General features: G+C 67.5%; 19 protein-coding genes and 1 tRNA gene. 11 read left to right on the forward strand and 9 right to left on the reverse strand.

Annotated features, from left to right (window positions below; all coding sequences use genetic code 11):
• Nucleotides 1-6: 6 nt before the first annotated feature.
• Complete coding sequence (locus tag CDO44_RS27220) at nucleotides 7-1026, forward strand: SMP-30/gluconolactonase/LRE family protein (RefSeq protein WP_087783416.1); 1020 nt, start codon at nucleotides 7-9, stop codon at nucleotides 1024-1026.
• Nucleotides 1027-1040: 14 nt separating this feature from the next.
• On the opposite strand, the gene radC is transcribed toward CDO44_RS27220, so the two are convergent.
• A complete protein-coding gene (gene radC, locus CDO44_RS27225; protein ID WP_087783435.1) occupies nucleotides 1041-1733 on the reverse strand; it encodes a DNA repair protein RadC in 693 nt (230 codons plus the stop codon).
• A 58-nt stretch (nucleotides 1734-1791) separates the two neighbouring features.
• On the opposite strand from radC, the gene CDO44_RS27230 reads away from it, so the two are divergent.
• The 10 genes from CDO44_RS27230 to CDO44_RS28445 all read left to right on the forward strand — a co-directional run bounded on the left by CDO44_RS27230 (nucleotide 1792) and on the right by CDO44_RS28445 (nucleotide 9490).
• On the forward strand, nucleotides 1792-2265 hold the full coding sequence (locus CDO44_RS27230) for a peptidylprolyl isomerase (RefSeq protein WP_087783417.1): 474 nt from the start codon (nucleotides 1792-1794) through the stop codon (nucleotides 2263-2265).
• Nucleotides 2265-3215 carry a 4-hydroxy-3-methylbut-2-enyl diphosphate reductase gene (gene ispH / locus CDO44_RS27235; RefSeq protein WP_087783418.1) on the forward strand — a complete coding sequence of 317 codons (951 nt, stop codon included), beginning with the start codon at nucleotides 2265-2267 and terminating at the stop codon, nucleotides 3213-3215. Before CDO44_RS27230 ends, ispH begins: the two co-directional genes overlap by 1 nt.
• 15 nt (nucleotides 3216-3230) lie before the next feature.
• A complete protein-coding gene (gene maiA / locus CDO44_RS27240) occupies nucleotides 3231-3875 on the forward strand; it encodes a maleylacetoacetate isomerase (protein ID WP_087783419.1) in 645 nt (214 codons plus the stop codon).
• A gap of 111 nt (nucleotides 3876-3986) precedes the next feature.
• Nucleotides 3987-4062: transfer RNA gene (locus tag CDO44_RS27245), tRNA-Thr, on the forward strand.
• 187 nt (nucleotides 4063-4249) lie between these two features.
• Entirely contained in the window at nucleotides 4250-5098 is an 849-nt protein-coding gene (locus tag CDO44_RS27250) for a universal stress protein (protein WP_087783420.1), read from the forward strand.
• Between the two features lie 106 nt (nucleotides 5099-5204).
• On the forward strand, nucleotides 5205-5957 hold the full coding sequence (locus tag CDO44_RS27255; RefSeq protein WP_087783421.1) for an energy transducer TonB: 753 nt from the start codon (nucleotides 5205-5207) through the stop codon (nucleotides 5955-5957).
• Nucleotide 5958: 1 nt separating this feature from the next.
• On the forward strand, nucleotides 5959-6702 hold the full coding sequence (locus tag CDO44_RS27260) for a MotA/TolQ/ExbB proton channel family protein (protein WP_233146386.1): 744 nt from the start codon (nucleotides 5959-5961) through the stop codon (nucleotides 6700-6702).
• Nucleotides 6703-6714: 12 nt separating this feature from the next.
• On the forward strand, nucleotides 6715-7155 hold the full coding sequence (locus CDO44_RS27265; RefSeq protein WP_087783423.1) for a biopolymer transporter ExbD: 441 nt from the start codon (nucleotides 6715-6717) through the stop codon (nucleotides 7153-7155).
• A 156-nt stretch (nucleotides 7156-7311) separates the two neighbouring features.
• Nucleotides 7312-7989, forward strand: a complete 678-nt coding sequence (locus CDO44_RS27270; RefSeq protein ID WP_087783424.1) for a response regulator transcription factor — start codon at nucleotides 7312-7314, stop codon at nucleotides 7987-7989.
• On the forward strand, nucleotides 7973-9490 hold the full coding sequence (locus tag CDO44_RS28445) for a sensor histidine kinase (RefSeq protein WP_087783425.1): 1518 nt from the start codon (nucleotides 7973-7975) through the stop codon (nucleotides 9488-9490). The genes CDO44_RS27270 and CDO44_RS28445 overlap by 17 nt, the downstream gene beginning before the upstream one ends.
• A 39-nt stretch (nucleotides 9491-9529) precedes the next feature.
• Here the strand turns inward: CDO44_RS28445 and fliR are convergent, their stop codons facing one another.
• The 8 genes from fliR to CDO44_RS27315 all read right to left on the reverse strand — a co-directional run.
• Entirely contained in the window at nucleotides 9530-10303 is a 774-nt protein-coding gene (gene fliR / locus CDO44_RS27280; protein WP_087783426.1) for a flagellar biosynthetic protein FliR, read from the reverse strand.
• Nucleotides 10304-10328: 25 nt separating this feature from the next.
• The gene (gene fliQ / locus CDO44_RS27285; protein WP_087783436.1) at nucleotides 10329-10601 is read right to left on the reverse strand and encodes a flagellar biosynthesis protein FliQ; all 273 of its coding nucleotides are present in this window, start codon (nucleotides 10599-10601) and stop codon (nucleotides 10329-10331) included.
• Between the two features lie 137 nt (nucleotides 10602-10738).
• Nucleotides 10739-11521 (reverse strand): flagellar type III secretion system pore protein FliP, encoded by a 783-nt coding sequence (gene fliP, locus CDO44_RS27290; RefSeq protein ID WP_087783437.1) that lies wholly within the window; start codon nucleotides 11519-11521, stop codon nucleotides 10739-10741.
• Nucleotides 11522-11553: 32 nt separating this feature from the next.
• On the reverse strand, nucleotides 11554-11892 hold the full coding sequence (fliO, locus tag CDO44_RS27295; protein WP_087783427.1) for a flagellar biosynthetic protein FliO: 339 nt from the start codon (nucleotides 11890-11892) through the stop codon (nucleotides 11554-11556).
• A 7-nt stretch (nucleotides 11893-11899) separates the two neighbouring features.
• Complete coding sequence (gene fliN / locus CDO44_RS27300) at nucleotides 11900-12328, reverse strand: flagellar motor switch protein FliN (protein WP_198951465.1); 429 nt, start codon at nucleotides 12326-12328, stop codon at nucleotides 11900-11902.
• The gene (gene fliM / locus CDO44_RS27305; protein WP_087783429.1) at nucleotides 12312-13325 is read right to left on the reverse strand and encodes a flagellar motor switch protein FliM; all 1014 of its coding nucleotides are present in this window, start codon (nucleotides 13323-13325) and stop codon (nucleotides 12312-12314) included. The genes fliN and fliM overlap by 17 nt, the downstream gene beginning before the upstream one ends.
• 59 nt (nucleotides 13326-13384) lie before the next feature.
• Nucleotides 13385-13921: a flagellar basal body-associated FliL family protein gene (locus tag CDO44_RS27310; protein WP_158213461.1), complete on the reverse strand. Its 537-nt coding sequence runs from the start codon at nucleotides 13919-13921 to the stop codon at nucleotides 13385-13387.
• A gap of 205 nt (nucleotides 13922-14126) precedes the next feature.
• A partial coding sequence (locus CDO44_RS27315) for a flagellar hook-length control protein FliK (protein ID WP_198951466.1) occupies nucleotides 14127-14848 on the reverse strand: 722 nt, incomplete at its 5' end.

A 14848-nucleotide genomic window follows, 5' to 3' on the forward strand; every position in this document is an offset into this window, starting at 1 on the left:
GCGGCCATGGCAGGGACCGCCAATCCGCTGGATGGCTTCGTGGTCGATCCGGCGGAGATCGCCTTCGTGGGACAGGGGCTGCAACGGCCGGAATGCATCCTGGCCGAACGCGACGGATCGCTGTGGGCCGCCGATGCGCGGGGCGGGGTGGTCCACATCCGGCCGGACGGCAGCCAGCGGCTGGTGACGCAGGACGCGGATACGCGCTTTGGCACGGCGGCGGACGACGCCACCCGCTTCGTCGCGGGGACGCTGCCCAACGGCCTGGCCTTTGCCCGCAATGGCGATATCGTGATCTCCAATTTCGGCACCGACCGGCTGGAGATCATGACGCGCGAGGGCCGGACGCGGGTGCTGGCCGACAGCATCGACGGCCAGCCCATCGGCAAGGTCAACTTCGTGCTGCGCGACAGCCGCGACCGGCTGTGGCTGACGATTTCGACCCGCATCAAGAACTGGATGCAGGCCATGGACCCGCATGTGGCCGACGGATACATCGCCCTGTACGAGAACGGCCGGCTGCGGGTGGTTGCCGATGGTTTCCACTTCACCAACGAGATCCGGCTCGATGCCCGCGAGGAATGGCTGTATGTGGCCGAGACCTGCGGACGGCGCGTCTCGCGGCTGCGGGTGGCGCCGGACGGCAGTCTGTCGGACCGGGAGGTGTTCGGTCCGGCGGACCATGGGGCGTTCATCGACGGCATCGCGTTCGATGCCTACGGCAATCTCTGGGGCACGCATGTGATGACGGACCGAGTTTTCGCGATCACCCCGGAAGGGGAGTTGCGGATCCTGCTGGACGACGATCGGGATAGCGCCGCGGGGCGCGCGCTGATGGCGGCCTTCGCGCGAGGGGAAGCGACGCCGGAGCTGATGCTGGCTTGCGGCGGGGGGATTGCGCCCTGGTTTGCGAGCGTGACGTTTGGCGGGCCGGATTTGCGGACCGTTTATATCGGGAGTCTGCGGGGGGACCGCATTCCGTGCTTCCGTGCGCCTGTGGCGGGATTGTCCATGGTGCATTGGTAAAGCTTGCGCGGGGGCTACACGATTCCTCTTTCCGCGAGCGAGGTCGTCTGGCGGCCGGCGACGATGATGTGGTCGAGCAGGCGCACGTCGACGAGGGCGAGAGCGTTGCGGACGTGGCGTGTCAGGTGTTCGTCGGCCTGGCTGGGTTCCGGATTGCCGGACGGATGGTTGTGGGCGAGGATGACCGAGGCGGCGTGGTGGCGCAGGGCGGCGCGGACGATTTCCCGGGGGTAGACCGTGGCCTGGGCGAGGGTGCCCTGGCTGAGCAGTTCGCTGGTGATGAGGCGGTTGCGCGCGTCCAGGTAGAGGGCCATGCAGCATTCGACCTGGCGGTGGGCGAGGGTGGTGGCGCAGTAGCGGCGCACGTCGCCGGGGTTGGACAGGGCATCGCCGCGGCTCAGGGTTTCGGCCAGTTCGCGGCGCGCCAGTTCCAGGATGGCCTGCAATTGGCCGGCCTTGACCTCGCCCAGGCCCCGCACGCGCCGCAGCTCGTCGCGGGAGGCGGCCAGCAGGCCGCGCAGGCCGCCGAATTCGGCCAGGAGCCGCCTGCCCAGCTCGACCGCGTTGCAGCCCGGCGTGCCGGTGCGCAGCAGTACGGCGAGCAGTTCGGCGTCGGTCAATACCCCCGGGCCGTGGCGCAGCAGGCGTTCGCGGGGGCGTTCTTCGGGCGGCAGGGCGGCTTGCAGGGATGGCGTGGCGATCGACATGGCGGCGGGGCGGGTAAAATCAGGTCTTTGGCGCATAGCATCGACACGGTGACATATTTTGGCTTCTCCTTCTCCCGCCTCGCCCCTGGTTGTCCGTGAGGATTCCTACGTAACGCTGCACTACCGCATCTCCCTGGCTTCCGGCGAGGGCGCGGGGAGCGTCTTCGTCGATACCTTCACCGGCCGCCCCGCCACGCTGCAGCTGGGCATCGGCCAGTGGGCCCCCGGCATGGAAGCGGCGCTGATCGGCCACGGGGAGGGCGAAAGCTTCAGCTTCACCCTCGAGCCGGCGCAGGCCTACGGCGAGCGCAATCCCGACCTGATCCAGCGCGTCACCCTCGCCATGTTGCGCGAGCACGCGGGTGACGAGACCTTCGAGCCGGGCGACCTGGTCGAATTCGCCGCGCCCAATGGCGGCCGGTATTCGGGGGTCTTCAAGGAGCAGGGCGAAGACTACGCGTTGTTCGATTTCAACCATCCGCTGGCCGGTTCCGCCCTCAAGGTGGACGTGTCGCTGCTCGGAGTCATGTGATGACGCAGGCGCCCATGGAAGTGGTCCTGGCCCAGCCGCGCGGTTTCTGCGCCGGGGTCGACCGCGCCATCGAGATCGTCGAGCGCGCCCTGGAGATCTTCGGCGCGCCGATCTACGTGCGTCACGAGATCGTCCATAACCGCTACGTGGTCGAAGACCTGCGCGGCAAGGGCGCCGTTTTCATCCAGGAGCTGGACGAGGCGCCGGCCGGCTCGACCGTGGTGTTCTCGGCCCACGGCGTGTCCAAGGCGGTGCGGCGCGAGGCCGAAGCGCGCGGCCTGCAGGTGTTCGATGCGACCTGTCCCCTGGTCACCAAGGTGCACGTGGAAGTCGCCAAGATGCGCGCCGCCGGCAACGAGATCGTGATGATCGGCCACAAGGGGCATCCGGAGGTCGAGGGCACGCTGGGCCAGTCCGAGCGCGGCATGTACCTGGTGGAGACGGTCGAGGACGTGGCCGCCCTGGAAGTGGCCGACCCGGACAAGCTTGCCTACGTCACGCAGACCACGCTGTCGGTGGACGATGCCGCTGAGGTCGCCGCTGCGCTCAAGGCGCGTTTTCCGAACATTGCCGAGCCCAAGAAAAGCGACATCTGCTATGCGACCCAGAACCGCCAGGATGCCGTGAAGATCATGGCGCCCGAATGCGACCTGGTGCTGGTGGTGGGCAGCGTCAACAGCTCCAATTCCAACCGCTTGCGCGAGGTGGCCGAGCGCAAGGGCGTGGCCGCCTACCTCATCGACGGCGCGGCCGACATCGACCCGGCCTGGCTGGCGGGCCGCCGGCGCGTCGGCGTCACGGCCGGGGCGTCGGCTCCCGACGTGCTGGTGCAGCAGGTCATCGCCCGTCTCAAGGAGCTAGGCGCGGCCTCGGTGCGCAAGCTGGCCGGCGCAGAGGAAGGTATCGCCTTTCCGCTGCCCAAGGGCCTGTCCAAGAACGTCCGCCTGTAGCCGTCCGGAGCAAGCATGCGCCTCTACAGCTATTTCCGCAGTTCCGCCTCTTACCGTGTCCGCATCGCGCTCGCGCTCAAGGGCCTGCCGTACGAATACCGGGCCGTCCACCTGCTCAAGGAGGGCGGCCAGCAGATGCAGCCGGACTTTCGCCAGCTCAGCCCCGATGCGCTGGTGCCCGTGCTCGAGGACGAAGGCCAGGCGCTGACGCAGTCGCTGGCCATCATCGAGTACCTGGACGAGACGCATCCCCAGCCCGCGCTGTTGCCCGCCGAACCGGCCGAACGCGCCCGCGTGCGTGCACTGGCCCTGACCATCGCCTGCGACATCCATCCGCTGAACAACCTGCGCGTGTTGAAGTACCTGAAGAATCCGCTGGGCATCGACCAGCAGGGGCGCGACGACTGGTACCGGCACTGGGTCGAGAGCGGCCTGGCCGCCTTCGAGCGCATGCTGGCCGGCTCCCCCCGCACCGGGCAGTGCTGCCATGGCGACCAGCCCACGCTGGCCGACCTCTGCCTGGTTCCGCAGGTGTACAACGCCCGCCGCTTGAAGGCCGACCTCGACGCCATGCCGACCGTGGTGCGCATTGCCGACCATTGCGCGGCGCTGCCGGCGTTCGAGGCGGCCCACCCGGACCGGCAGCCCGACGCGGAATAGGTGTGCGATTTTTTGCAGGTTTGAATACTGCCGGAAATTTTTGCTAGAATAGCGGGCTAGCTTTGAGCCCTGGCCAGTTTGGCCTTGGCAGTCCACAGGGCACGGGTTTTCGCCGGCATAGCTCAGTTGGTAGAGCAGCGCATTCGTAATGCGAAGGTCGTAGGTTCGACTCCTATTGCCGGCACCAGTTGAAGCAAGAAGGGCGGTCCATGCGGGCCGCCCTTTTTGTTTTTCGCTTTCCCCGCTCGCGCGCGATGCCCTGGGGCCGCGGCAACGCCATGGCTTGATCTGCGTCAAACCGCGTGCGGGCGCCGGACCCGCACCGCGCCACGCCCGTGGTACGATGGGTATTCCTGAACCCCTGGAGTGCCGGCATGGGACGCGACACCTGCAGCATCTTGTTTGCCACCGACCTGAGCGCACGTTGCGACCGTGCCCTGGACCGCGCCATCGACATCGCTCGCCGTCGTCGATGCAAGCTGGTCGTGCTGCACGTCATCGAAGCGCCGTCATTCGCCGATCGATTCAAGGCGCAGGGGAGCCGAGAGGCCGATTTCCAGGCAGCCGAGCGCGCCTTGCTGGACATCGTGGGCGAGGTGGACGTGCCGATGGAGCTGGTGCTGGAAACGGGCAATCCGGTCGAGGTCATCCAGCGGACGGCCCGCAACCGGCAATGCGACCTGATCGTGACGGGCGTGGCCCGGGACGAGACCCTGGGCCGGCTGCTGCTGGGCTCCACCGTCGAGAAACTGGCACGCGAGTCGGCATTCCCCATTCTCATCGTGAGGAAACGGCCGCACCGCGCCTACGAGCGCATTGTCGCCGCCACCGATTTCTCCGAAGGGTCGCGCCAGGCGCTGAATGCGGCGCGCGCCTTCTTCCCCGAGGCGCAACTGACGCTCGTTCACGCCTGCCAGGCGCTCAAGGCCGGCCCGAATGCCGCAGAAATCGAGGCGGCGCTTGGCCAGGCGGAACGTCGCGCCAACGATTTCATCGCCAGGAACCTCGCCCGGGCGGGCGCTGCGGGGACGAAGCTGGTCATGGAGCACGGCCTGCCCGAAGATGTCCTGCCGGCGTATGTGCGCCGCCATCCGGCCGATCTCCTCGCGGTCGGCACGCATGGATTGACCGGGCTGTTGCGCACGGCCATCGGCAGCGTGGCAGAACGGCTGATCCACCTGACGTCCTGCGATGTCCTCGTGGTGCGCACGGTAGAGCATTGAATCGCGGCCGCGGCATTCCTGAAACGTCGATGCTCCGTAACTGCGAATAAGTCGCATTTGTGATATCGTAGCGATCTTCTAATGGTCAGCTACGCGATTCATCCGAATGAGTGCCACCTTGCATTGGAATACGCCAGCCCCGACTGGGCTGCGCGTCGGCGCCGGCGCCGCGGTGGTCCTCTTGCATGCCGCGGTCGTCGGCGCGATCTTTGCGGCGCAGCCCGAACCGGAGGTGGCCAAGCCGGTCGAAACGGTCGAGGTCAGGTTCGTCGAAATCGCGCCGCAGGTCCAGGTGGCGGCCGCTCCGCCGGCGCCGACTCCCCCCGCCCCCAAGCCTGAACCCAAACCCAAGCCCAAGCCCCCCAAACCGGTTCCCAAGCCGGTCGCCAAGCCGCCCCCCCAGCCCGCACCGCCCCCGCCGGAGCCTGCCCCGCCTTCCGAGACGGCACTGTCGCAGCCCGAACCCGCGCCGGCGCCCGAGCCCGCGCCCGCGCCGGCCACGTCGCAGCCCCCCAGCGGCAAGCCCGAGGCCTCCGAGCGCACGGCCTCGCCGCAGGCCCCGGTGTCCAACGAGCCCAAGCTGGTAGGCCGCATCGAGTACCTGGGCTCTCCGCCCATGCCGGAATATCCCCGGACCTCCAAGCGCCTGGGCGAGGAGGGCAAGGTGCTGGTGCGGCTGCTGATCAACACCCGCGGCCTGGTGGACAAGGCCACCCTGGAGAAATCCTCGGGATTCAACCGCCTGGACGAGGCCGCCCTGGAAGCCGCCAAGCGGGGACGCTTCAAACCCTATACCGAGAATGGCGTGGCGATCGCCGCGATTGCCATCGTGCCGTTCGATTTCACCCTCAGGAACTGACATGACCGAGACCCCAAGCCTGGGCTTTGCGCACTTCATTTCTCAGACCGACGGTCTGGGCAAGGCGCTGTTCATCATCCTGGTACTGATGTCCCTCGCGACCTGGTACCTGATCATCGTCAAGGCCGTCGCAAACATGCGTTCGCGCCGGCAGGGAGAGAAGTTCCTCGAGCATTTCTGGAACGCGACCTCGCTCGAGGCGGTCGACCGCGAAATCACCACGCACGGCGCCAACGATCCGTTCTCGCACCTGACCAGCCACGCGATGTACGCGCGCCAGCACCATGCCAAGTTCGGCGCCGCCAAGCTCGAGGAGGCCGGCTCGCAGTCCGACTTCGTGACGCGCACCATGCGCAAGGTCATCGACGAGGAAACGGCCAAGCTCGAGAACGGCCTGACGCTGCTTGCCTCGGTGGGTTCGACGGCGCCGTTCGTCGGTCTGTTCGGCACGGTGTGGGGGGTCTACCATGCGCTGGTGGCCATCGGCCAGGGCGGGGGCGCCACCATCGACCGCATCGCCGGCCCCGTGGGCGAAGCGCTGATCATGACCGGCCTGGGCCTGGCCGTGGCGATTCCCGCCGTGCTGGCCTACAACTTCTTCACCCGCAGCAACCGCGTGTTGCTGGCGCGCCTGGACGCGTTCGCGCATGACCTGTTCGCCTTCCTGACCACCGGGCAGCAGATCGTGACGGACAGCAACGTGCGCGCGCTCAAGAGCAAGATGAGCGAGACGGTGCAGGGCTAAAGGGAGTCTTCCATGGCTTTTGGCAGTTTCAACGGCGGTCCCGGCACGGGCGCGCCGCAGTCCGAGATCAACATGGTGCCGCTCATCGACGTGATGCTGGTGCTGCTGGTCATCTTCATCATCACGGCGCCGCTTTTGTCGCACGCCGTGCGCATCGACGTGCCGCAGGCCACTTCCGCTCCGGTCGATGCCGACCCGGCCAAGATCGACCTGGCGATCGACGCCGACGGCAAGGTGTTCTGGAACGACGCCCCTGTCGCCCTGGAGGACCTGCCTGACCGGTTCGCCGGCGTCTCCAAGGAGGAGCCCCAGCCCGAGCTGCACCTGCGTGCCGACAAGAGCACGCGCTACGAAGTCCTGGCCCAGGTCATGGCCGATGCCTCCCGCGCCGGCCTGAAGCGCATCGGGTTCGTCAGCACGCCCGAACCCGCCGCTCCCAGCCCGGCCAAGTAACGACACCAGGCCGGCCGCGACCGGGCCTTCGCCGGAGGCCCGGTGCCGGCCGAACCGCCGGGGCCCCGGCGGCCCGCACTAGCTTTCGGCGGCGCGTGGGTTTACCCTAGCGGTCTTCCCGTTTCTCGCAGCGCCGCCCTGCCGGCGCTTTGTCACATGCGTGTATTGGTCATCGAAGACGACGCCACCCTGGGAGGCGCCCTGGCCGAGTTCCTGGGCGACCAGGGCTACGCCGTCGATCTCGTTTCCAGCGGCGAGCGCGCCTCGGCCGCGCTGTCCAGCCAGACCTACGACCTCGTGCTGCTCGACTTGAACCTGCCCGGCGAGGATGGGCTGACCGTATTGCGGCGCCTGCGCGCCAACGAGAACCCGGTGCCGGTGCTGATCCTGACGGCGCGCGACGCGCTGGAGGACCGGGTGGCCGGCCTGGACGCCGGGGCCGACGACTACGTCACCAAGCCCTTCGAGTTGCCTGAGCTGGCCGCGCGCGTGCGGGCGCAGATCCGGCGGCGGGCGGGCCAGGTCAGTCCGATCATGGAGGTCGGCGCCTTGAGCTTCGACACGGTGGGCCGGGAGCTGCGCGTGAACGGCGAACGGGTGGCGCTCTCGGTGCGCGAGCTGTCGGTGCTCGAAATGCTGATGGTGCGTGCCGGCAGGGTCGTCACCAAGCGCCAGATCGTCAACTCGCTGTCCGCCTGGGATGCCGATTTCAGCGAAAACGCGGTCGAAGTCTATGTCTACCGCCTGCGCAAGCGGCTGGAGAAGGCGGGCGTGAACATCCAGACGGTGCGCGGCTTCGGATATCTGCTCGAGCCCGATGCCGCAGAGCGCTGAAGGCAAACCGGCCGGGCCGGGGCGGGTCCTGCACAGGCGCTCGCTGGCCTGGCACCTGCTGGTGCGGCTGCTGCCCGCCGTGCTGCTGCTGGCGACGATGGACAGCGTCGCCACTTTCGTCCTTACCCGCAAGCTCAATACCCAGTCGCACGACCGCGCCCTGATCGATACCACGCGGGCGCTGGCGCGCCAGGTAGTCATGACGCCGCAGGGGCCGCAGCTCGATCCCTCGTGGAACTCCACGCGTTTCCTCACTTCTGATCCTGACGAGCGCACCTACTTCCGCATCAGCGTCGATGGCGACGTGATCGCCGGCACGGCATCGCTCCCGGCCCCACCCAGGGTGGACGATCCGGAAAGCGCGGCAGACGAGAATCTCGAGGCGTCCACGCTGCTTGATCGCATCAACAAGGCCGTGCCGACCATCTACGACTCGGTGGTCGATGGCCTGGCGGTGCGCGCGGCGGCCCTGGATTTCAGCTTCGACGACTATCTGATCGAAGTGGCGATGGCCGAGACGCTCAATACCCGCAGCCGCTTCATCGAGGAGATCCTGTCCGTGCTGGTGGCCGGACAGCTCCTGCTGATCGCCCTGCTCGGTTTCGTCATCGTGACGGCCGTCCGTTCGGGCCTGGAGTCGGTGAGCAAGCTGTCCGACGAAATCGAGAGCCGCAGCATCGACGACCTGCAGCCGATAGGCGGCGACGACGTGCCGAGCGAACTTACCCCCCTCATCGCCAAGACCAATTCACTGCTGAGCCGCCTCGACGAAGCGGTGGCGGCCCAGCGCCGCTTCATCGGCCATGCCGCGCACCAGCTGCGCACGCCGCTCAGCGGGCTCAAGCTCGAGTCCGAGCTCATGCTGTCGCGACCATTGCCCGACGACGTGCGCCAGCGCGCCGAACGCATCAAGGGCGCGACCGACCGCATGATACGCGTGGGCGAACAATTGCTGGTGCTGGCGCGCATCGATGCCAGCGTGCGCCCGCGCGACGCGTTCACCCGCATCGACCTGACCGAGCTGACGCGCGAGTGCGGCGCCCGCTGGATTCCCGCGGCGCGCCAGGCCCAGATCGAAATCCTGCTGATGGCGCCGGACGAACCCGTATGGGTGGACGGCGATGCGGTGTTGCTGGACCAGTTGCTGGGCAACCTGATCGACAACGCCATCCGCTACCACAACGGCGGCATTGGCCAGATCGTGCTGCGCGTGAACGACTCGCCGCCCACCCTGATCGTCGAAGACGACGGACCCGGCATCGCGGCCGAGGACCGGGCGCGCGTGTTCGACGCCTTCTACCGGGCCAAGGACTCGCTTGCCGGCGGATCGGGGCTGGGCCTGGCCATCGTGAAGGAGATTGCCGAGGCCCACGGCGCCCATTGGGATTTGCGCAGCCGGCCCGAGTTCGAAGGCACGCGTATCAGCCTGGTGTTCCCGGGGCCGCGGATCGGCGCGCATCTGAGCCGGGTCCGCAAGGAGCCGGCCGCGCCCGATTGGTGAGGGCGAGCGCCGGCCCGCAGGCAGGGCAGGCCGGCGTCTTCAGCGTATGACGGCGGTCTTGAAATAGGGTACGGCGATGCCTACGAGGCGTTCCATCGGCCCGGCCAGCACGCCGAAAGTCAACCAGAGCAGCAGCAGGCCAGCCAGCAGGGTGACGGCGAAGCCGAGATTGAAGATATTGAGCTGCGGTGCGCTGCGCGAAACGAAGCCCAGTGCGATGTTGATGGACAATACCGCCGCCAGTACCGGCAGCGCGATCTGCAGTCCTCCGGCGAAGACGATGGCGCCCAGGTTCGCCAGCCGCATCCAGTCCAGGTTGTCGAGGGGATGCGGCGACACCGGGATGATGCGAAAACTTTCGCCGAGCGTGAGCAGCAGCGTGAGGTGCCCGTCCGTGGCGAGGAACGCCAGCATGGCCGACAGCATCAGGAAGGTGGCCAGCAGCGGCGAAGGCGCGCCGCGCTGCGGATCGAGGAACGAGGCGAATCCCAGCCCCATCTGCAATCCGATCAGGTCGCCGGCCAGCTCGAAAGCCGCGAAGACCGCGCGCAGGCCGAAACCCATGGCGGCGCCGACGATGACCTGCTGCAGGAGCAGCAGCAAACCCGCTCCCGAGAAAGCATCCACCGCGACGGCGGGCACCGAAGGCGCGACCAGCAGCGAGATCAGCAAGGCGAGGCCGACCTTCACCCGCTGCGGCACGGACCGATGGCCGAACACCGGCGCGGTCTGTACCAGCGCCAGCGTCCGCACGAAGGGCCACAGCAAGGCCGCGATGGCTGCATGGACCTGGGCGTCGGTAAAGCTGATCATGCGGGCGGCATCCGTCGGCCGTTCCTCAGCCCAGCATGAAGGGAATGTTCTCGAACAGGCGCCGGATGTAGTCGGTCATCATCGACAGCATCCACGGCCCGGCGATCAACGCCGCGGCGAAGATCGCGACCAGCTTGGGCACGAAGGACAGCGTCATCTCGTTGATCTGCGTGGCCGCCTGCAGCACGCTGATGACCAGCCCGACCACCAGGGCCGAGAGCAAGAGCGGCGCCGCCAGGTAAATGGCGATTTGCATGGCCTCCTGGGCCAGGGTAAGTATTCCTGCGGTATCGTTCATGATCACGGCCTACCGTTGCTGAGCGAAGCCTCAACGCCCCACTCCAAGAAAGCGGCTTAGACCCAGGATGCGGTGGATCCGGCTCCGCCGTCCACCCGCATCGCCCCCTGGGGGGCGCGCGTAAGCGCGTAGGGGGGTCATCTAAAACTCGCTACCAGACTGCCGATCAGCAGGTTCCAGCCGTCGGCCAGGACGAACAGCATCAGCTTGAAGGGCAGGGAAATCAGTACCGGCGAGAGCATCATCATCCCCATCGACATCAGGACACTGGATACGACCAGGTCGATGACGAGAAAGGGCAGGAACACCATGAAGCCGATCTGGAACGCGGTCTTGAGCTCGCTGGTGACGAAGGCCGGCACCACGACGCGCAGCGGGATCTGCGAGGCCTCGGATACCGGCGCGGCGTCGGCCAGGCGCAGGAAGAGGGCGAGGTCGGATTCGCGGGTCTGCTTGAGCATGAAATCCTTCAGCGGAGCCTGGGCCTTCTCCAGCGCTTGCGGGAAGTCGATCTCCTTGCGGTCGAAGGGCTGGTAGGCTTCGTTGTAGACGCGGTCGAACGTGGGCGTCATGATGAAGAAGGTCGTGAACAGCGCCAGTCCGATCAGCACCATGTTGGGCGGCGAGCCCTGCAGGCCCAGGGCGCTGCGCAGCAGCGACAGCACGATGATGATGCGGGTGAAGCCCGTCATCATCAAGAGCACGGCTGGCAGGAAACTCAGCGCCGACAGCACGAGCAGCGTTTGCAGCGACAGCGACCAGGTGGTGCCTCCGCCCGGCGCGGGGCTGCTGGTCAATGCCGGGAGGCCGGCTTCCTGGGCGAGCGCGCTGCCCGCGGCCAAGGTGAGCAGGAGGAAAAGCTCCGCGCGCCGCGCCCAGAGGGGCGAAACAGCCGGCGGGCATGCGCAGGCGCCAAGCATGCCCGGAAAAGAAGGAGGATGCGGGGAGTGCGTCATTGCTTGCCGAAGCGGGCGAGGAGCGAGCGGAAATCGGGCAGCGCCGGCGAGGCGGCGGGAGCCTCGGGCGTGGCGGTATCCTCGGGGCGCGGCAGGACGGCGAGCGGACGGACGTGGCCGGAGGAGACGCCGGCGACGATCCACTGGTCGGCCAGTTCTACCAGCACGATGCGTTCGCGCGGGCCCACCATGAGCTGGCCGCGCAGCCGCAGCGGGTTCGCTCCGGCGACGTGAGGGCGCTGCACGCGCCTGAGCAGCCACGCGCACGCGACGATCAGCGCCAGGACGGCAACCAGCGCCAGCAGCGTTTGCAGGGTGGAACCGGGGGAAGGCATGGGCGTGCTAGCGGTTGAGACGGCGCAGGCGTTCGGACGGCGTCACGATGTCCGTCAACCGGATGCCGAACTTGTCGTTGACCACCACCACCTCGCCCTGGGCGATCAGGCAGCCGTTGACCATCACGTCCATCGGTTCGCCGGCCAGGCCGTCGAGCTCGACCACCGAGCCCTGCGCGAGCTGCAGTATCTGCTTGATGGGGATGCGGGTGCGTCCCAGTTCCACCGTCAAGGTGACCGGGATGTCCATGATGATCTCGATGTCGTTGACCGTCTTCGGCGCATCGCCGCCACCGGCGAATTGCTCGAACAATTCCTCGGCCGGCCGGACGTTGTCCGACGCGCTGGCCTGCGACTGTTCGGCCAACGCGGCCGCCCAGTCGTCGTCGGCGCTCGTGCCGGGCGACTCGGGGATGTTCTCAGGATCCGCTTCCATTTTCATCTCCTAGATTGTTTTCCGATTGCAGGGTGGCCAGCACCTTGCCGATGCGGATCGCGTACTGCCCGTTGCTGATGCCGATCTTGCAGTCGAAGATGGGCACGCCGTCCACGTAGGCGGGAAGCGTGGGAGCGATGTCGATGGGAATGACATCCCCTTTCTGCATGTTCAGGAGATCGCGCAACACGAGTTCGGTCTGGGCCAGATTGACCACCATCTCGACGTCGGCCAGCTGGATCTGCTTGGACAGCATGCGCAGCCAGCGCTTGTCGGGTTCCATCTGGTCGCCCTGGACCGGGCTGTACAGCGCATCGCGGATGGGCTCTACCGATGCGTAGGGAAAACAGATGTGCAGATCGCCGCCCGAGGAACCGAACTCGATCGAGAAGGTGGAGCAGACCACGATCTCGGAAGGGGTGGCGATATTGGCGAACTGGGTGTGCATCTCGGCGCGCTGGTACTCGAAATGCATGGGGTGGACCGCAGCCCAGGCCTTGGCGTACTCGTCCAGCACGACGGCGAGCATGCGCTGGATGATTCTTTGCTCGGTGGGGGTGAAATCGCGCCCCTCCACCCGCGTGTGGAAGCGGCCGTCGCCGCCGAACAGATTGTCGATGACCGAAAACACCAGCCGCGGCTCGAAGATGAACAGCGCGTTGCCGCGCAGCGGCTTGAGCGAGACGATGTTCAGGTTCGTCGGGACGACGATGTTGCGCAGGAACTCGCTGTACTTGACCAGCCGCACCGGGCCGACGGAAACCTCGGGGTTGCGGCGCAGGAAATTGAACAGGCCCGCGCGCAGCAGGCGGCCGAAGCGGTCGTGGATGATTTCCAGCGACGGCATGCGGCCGCGGACGATGCGTTCCTGCTTGGCCAGGTTGTACGGGCGGATTCCGCCGGCCGGCTCTTCCTCCTGCGGCAGGTCGTCGTGCTCGCCCGTCACGCCCCGCAGCAGGGCGTCGACTTCGTCTTGCGAAAGGAATTCACCGGCCATCGTGGAGGCTCCGGGCGGTGTCGGGGAAATGCGTCGTCGGCATCACGGCGCGATGCAGCCTACTGGATCACGAAACTGGCGAAGTGCGCGGCGTAGACGCTGTTGCGAAACTCCGGCGCGATGTACTTGCGGACGATGTCGACGATCTGCGCGGCAAGCACCTGCTTGCCCTTCAGCGTGAGCAGCTCGTCCGCGCCCTTGGACGTGAGCAGCATCAGGATCTCGCTGCGTATGGGCGGCACGACCGCGGTGAGCGCGGCGCTCGCCTTGGGGTCGGCCAGCTCGATGACCACGCTGACCTGCGCGAAACGGTCGTGGTCGCGCTCGGCCAGGTTGGCGGTGAACATGTCCAGGGCCGTGAAGACATGCTTGCCGGCATTCGACGGCGCCGGGGCAGGCGTGGAGGCCGGGGCGGCGGCCGGGTCTTCATCGGCCTGCTGCGCGCCGGCGTACGCGTAAGTCTCGAAACTGGCGAGTTGCTTGTTATGGATGAGCAGCAGGGCGGCCATGCCCGCGATGACGATCAGCAGTACGAGTCCGCCCAGCACGAAGAGCCAGGTTCTGGGGCGTTTGACAGGGGCGATGGCCTCGGCCATGAACAACATCTCCGGAATCTATGTGGAGGGGCAGCAAGCTACCCCAAGGCTGGATTATCTAGAAAAGGGTAGGGGGCGATCCGCGGAACAGCAGGGGAAATCTCGCAGTTAACCGACTGGACGGCGCAGCGGGCGCTATCGCGTTCGCCCCGATCCGCTGGCGGCCATGGTGTGACGTTACCGGCGTGGGCGCGTCGCCCTCGGTTCAGGCGTACAGATCGACCATGCGGTTTCCGGCGCCCGCACTCGTTGCGCCGCGGGTCGGCGGGACAGGGCTGGCCGCCTTGGCGCCATGATCGTCGGCGGCTTGGCCGCGGTTTCCCTGCGGTACCGAGTCGCGTCCGCCAAATTGCCGCGCCGCGAGGAAGCCGCTCTGCTGTTCGCTGCCCACCGAGGCCTGGCCCAGGTTCAGGCCGCCGGCGGACAGCGCCTCCTTCAGGCCGGCAAGGGAGTTCTCCAGCGCCTGGCGAGTCTGCTCGTGGTTGCTGCCGAATACGACGCTGGCGACGTCTCCGTCCAGGCGCAGGTGGACGGTGATGGGACCGAGCGCGTCGGGGTCGACGCGTATCTGCGCCGTTTGCAGGCCGCCTCCGGCCATCCAGCGCAGGGCGGTGTCGATGCGGTCCTGCAGGGCGCCGGCGTGCAGCGGTACTGGCGCGCCGGGCACCGTGGGCGCCTCGCTCCGGAGCGCCGGGCCCGGCGTGTGATGGGAGGCGCCTCCGGTGACCGGCACCGTGGCCGATTCCTGCAGGACACCGGGGCGGAAGGCGGTTTCGGAGCGAGCAGATTCCTGCGCTGCCGGCTGCGGCAAAGCGTCGGTCGTGGCGGCGCGTCCGGCCGGCTTGGCGGGCACGTCGGGGCGCAGGTCGGCGACGCCGGCGCCGTTCGGCCGCGTGGCGGCCGCCGCCGCGGAGGAAGGCGCTGCGG

Source organism: Pigmentiphaga sp. NML080357 (assembly GCF_002188465.1).
Taxonomy (GTDB): Bacteria; Pseudomonadota; Gammaproteobacteria; order Burkholderiales; family Burkholderiaceae_B; genus Pigmentiphaga.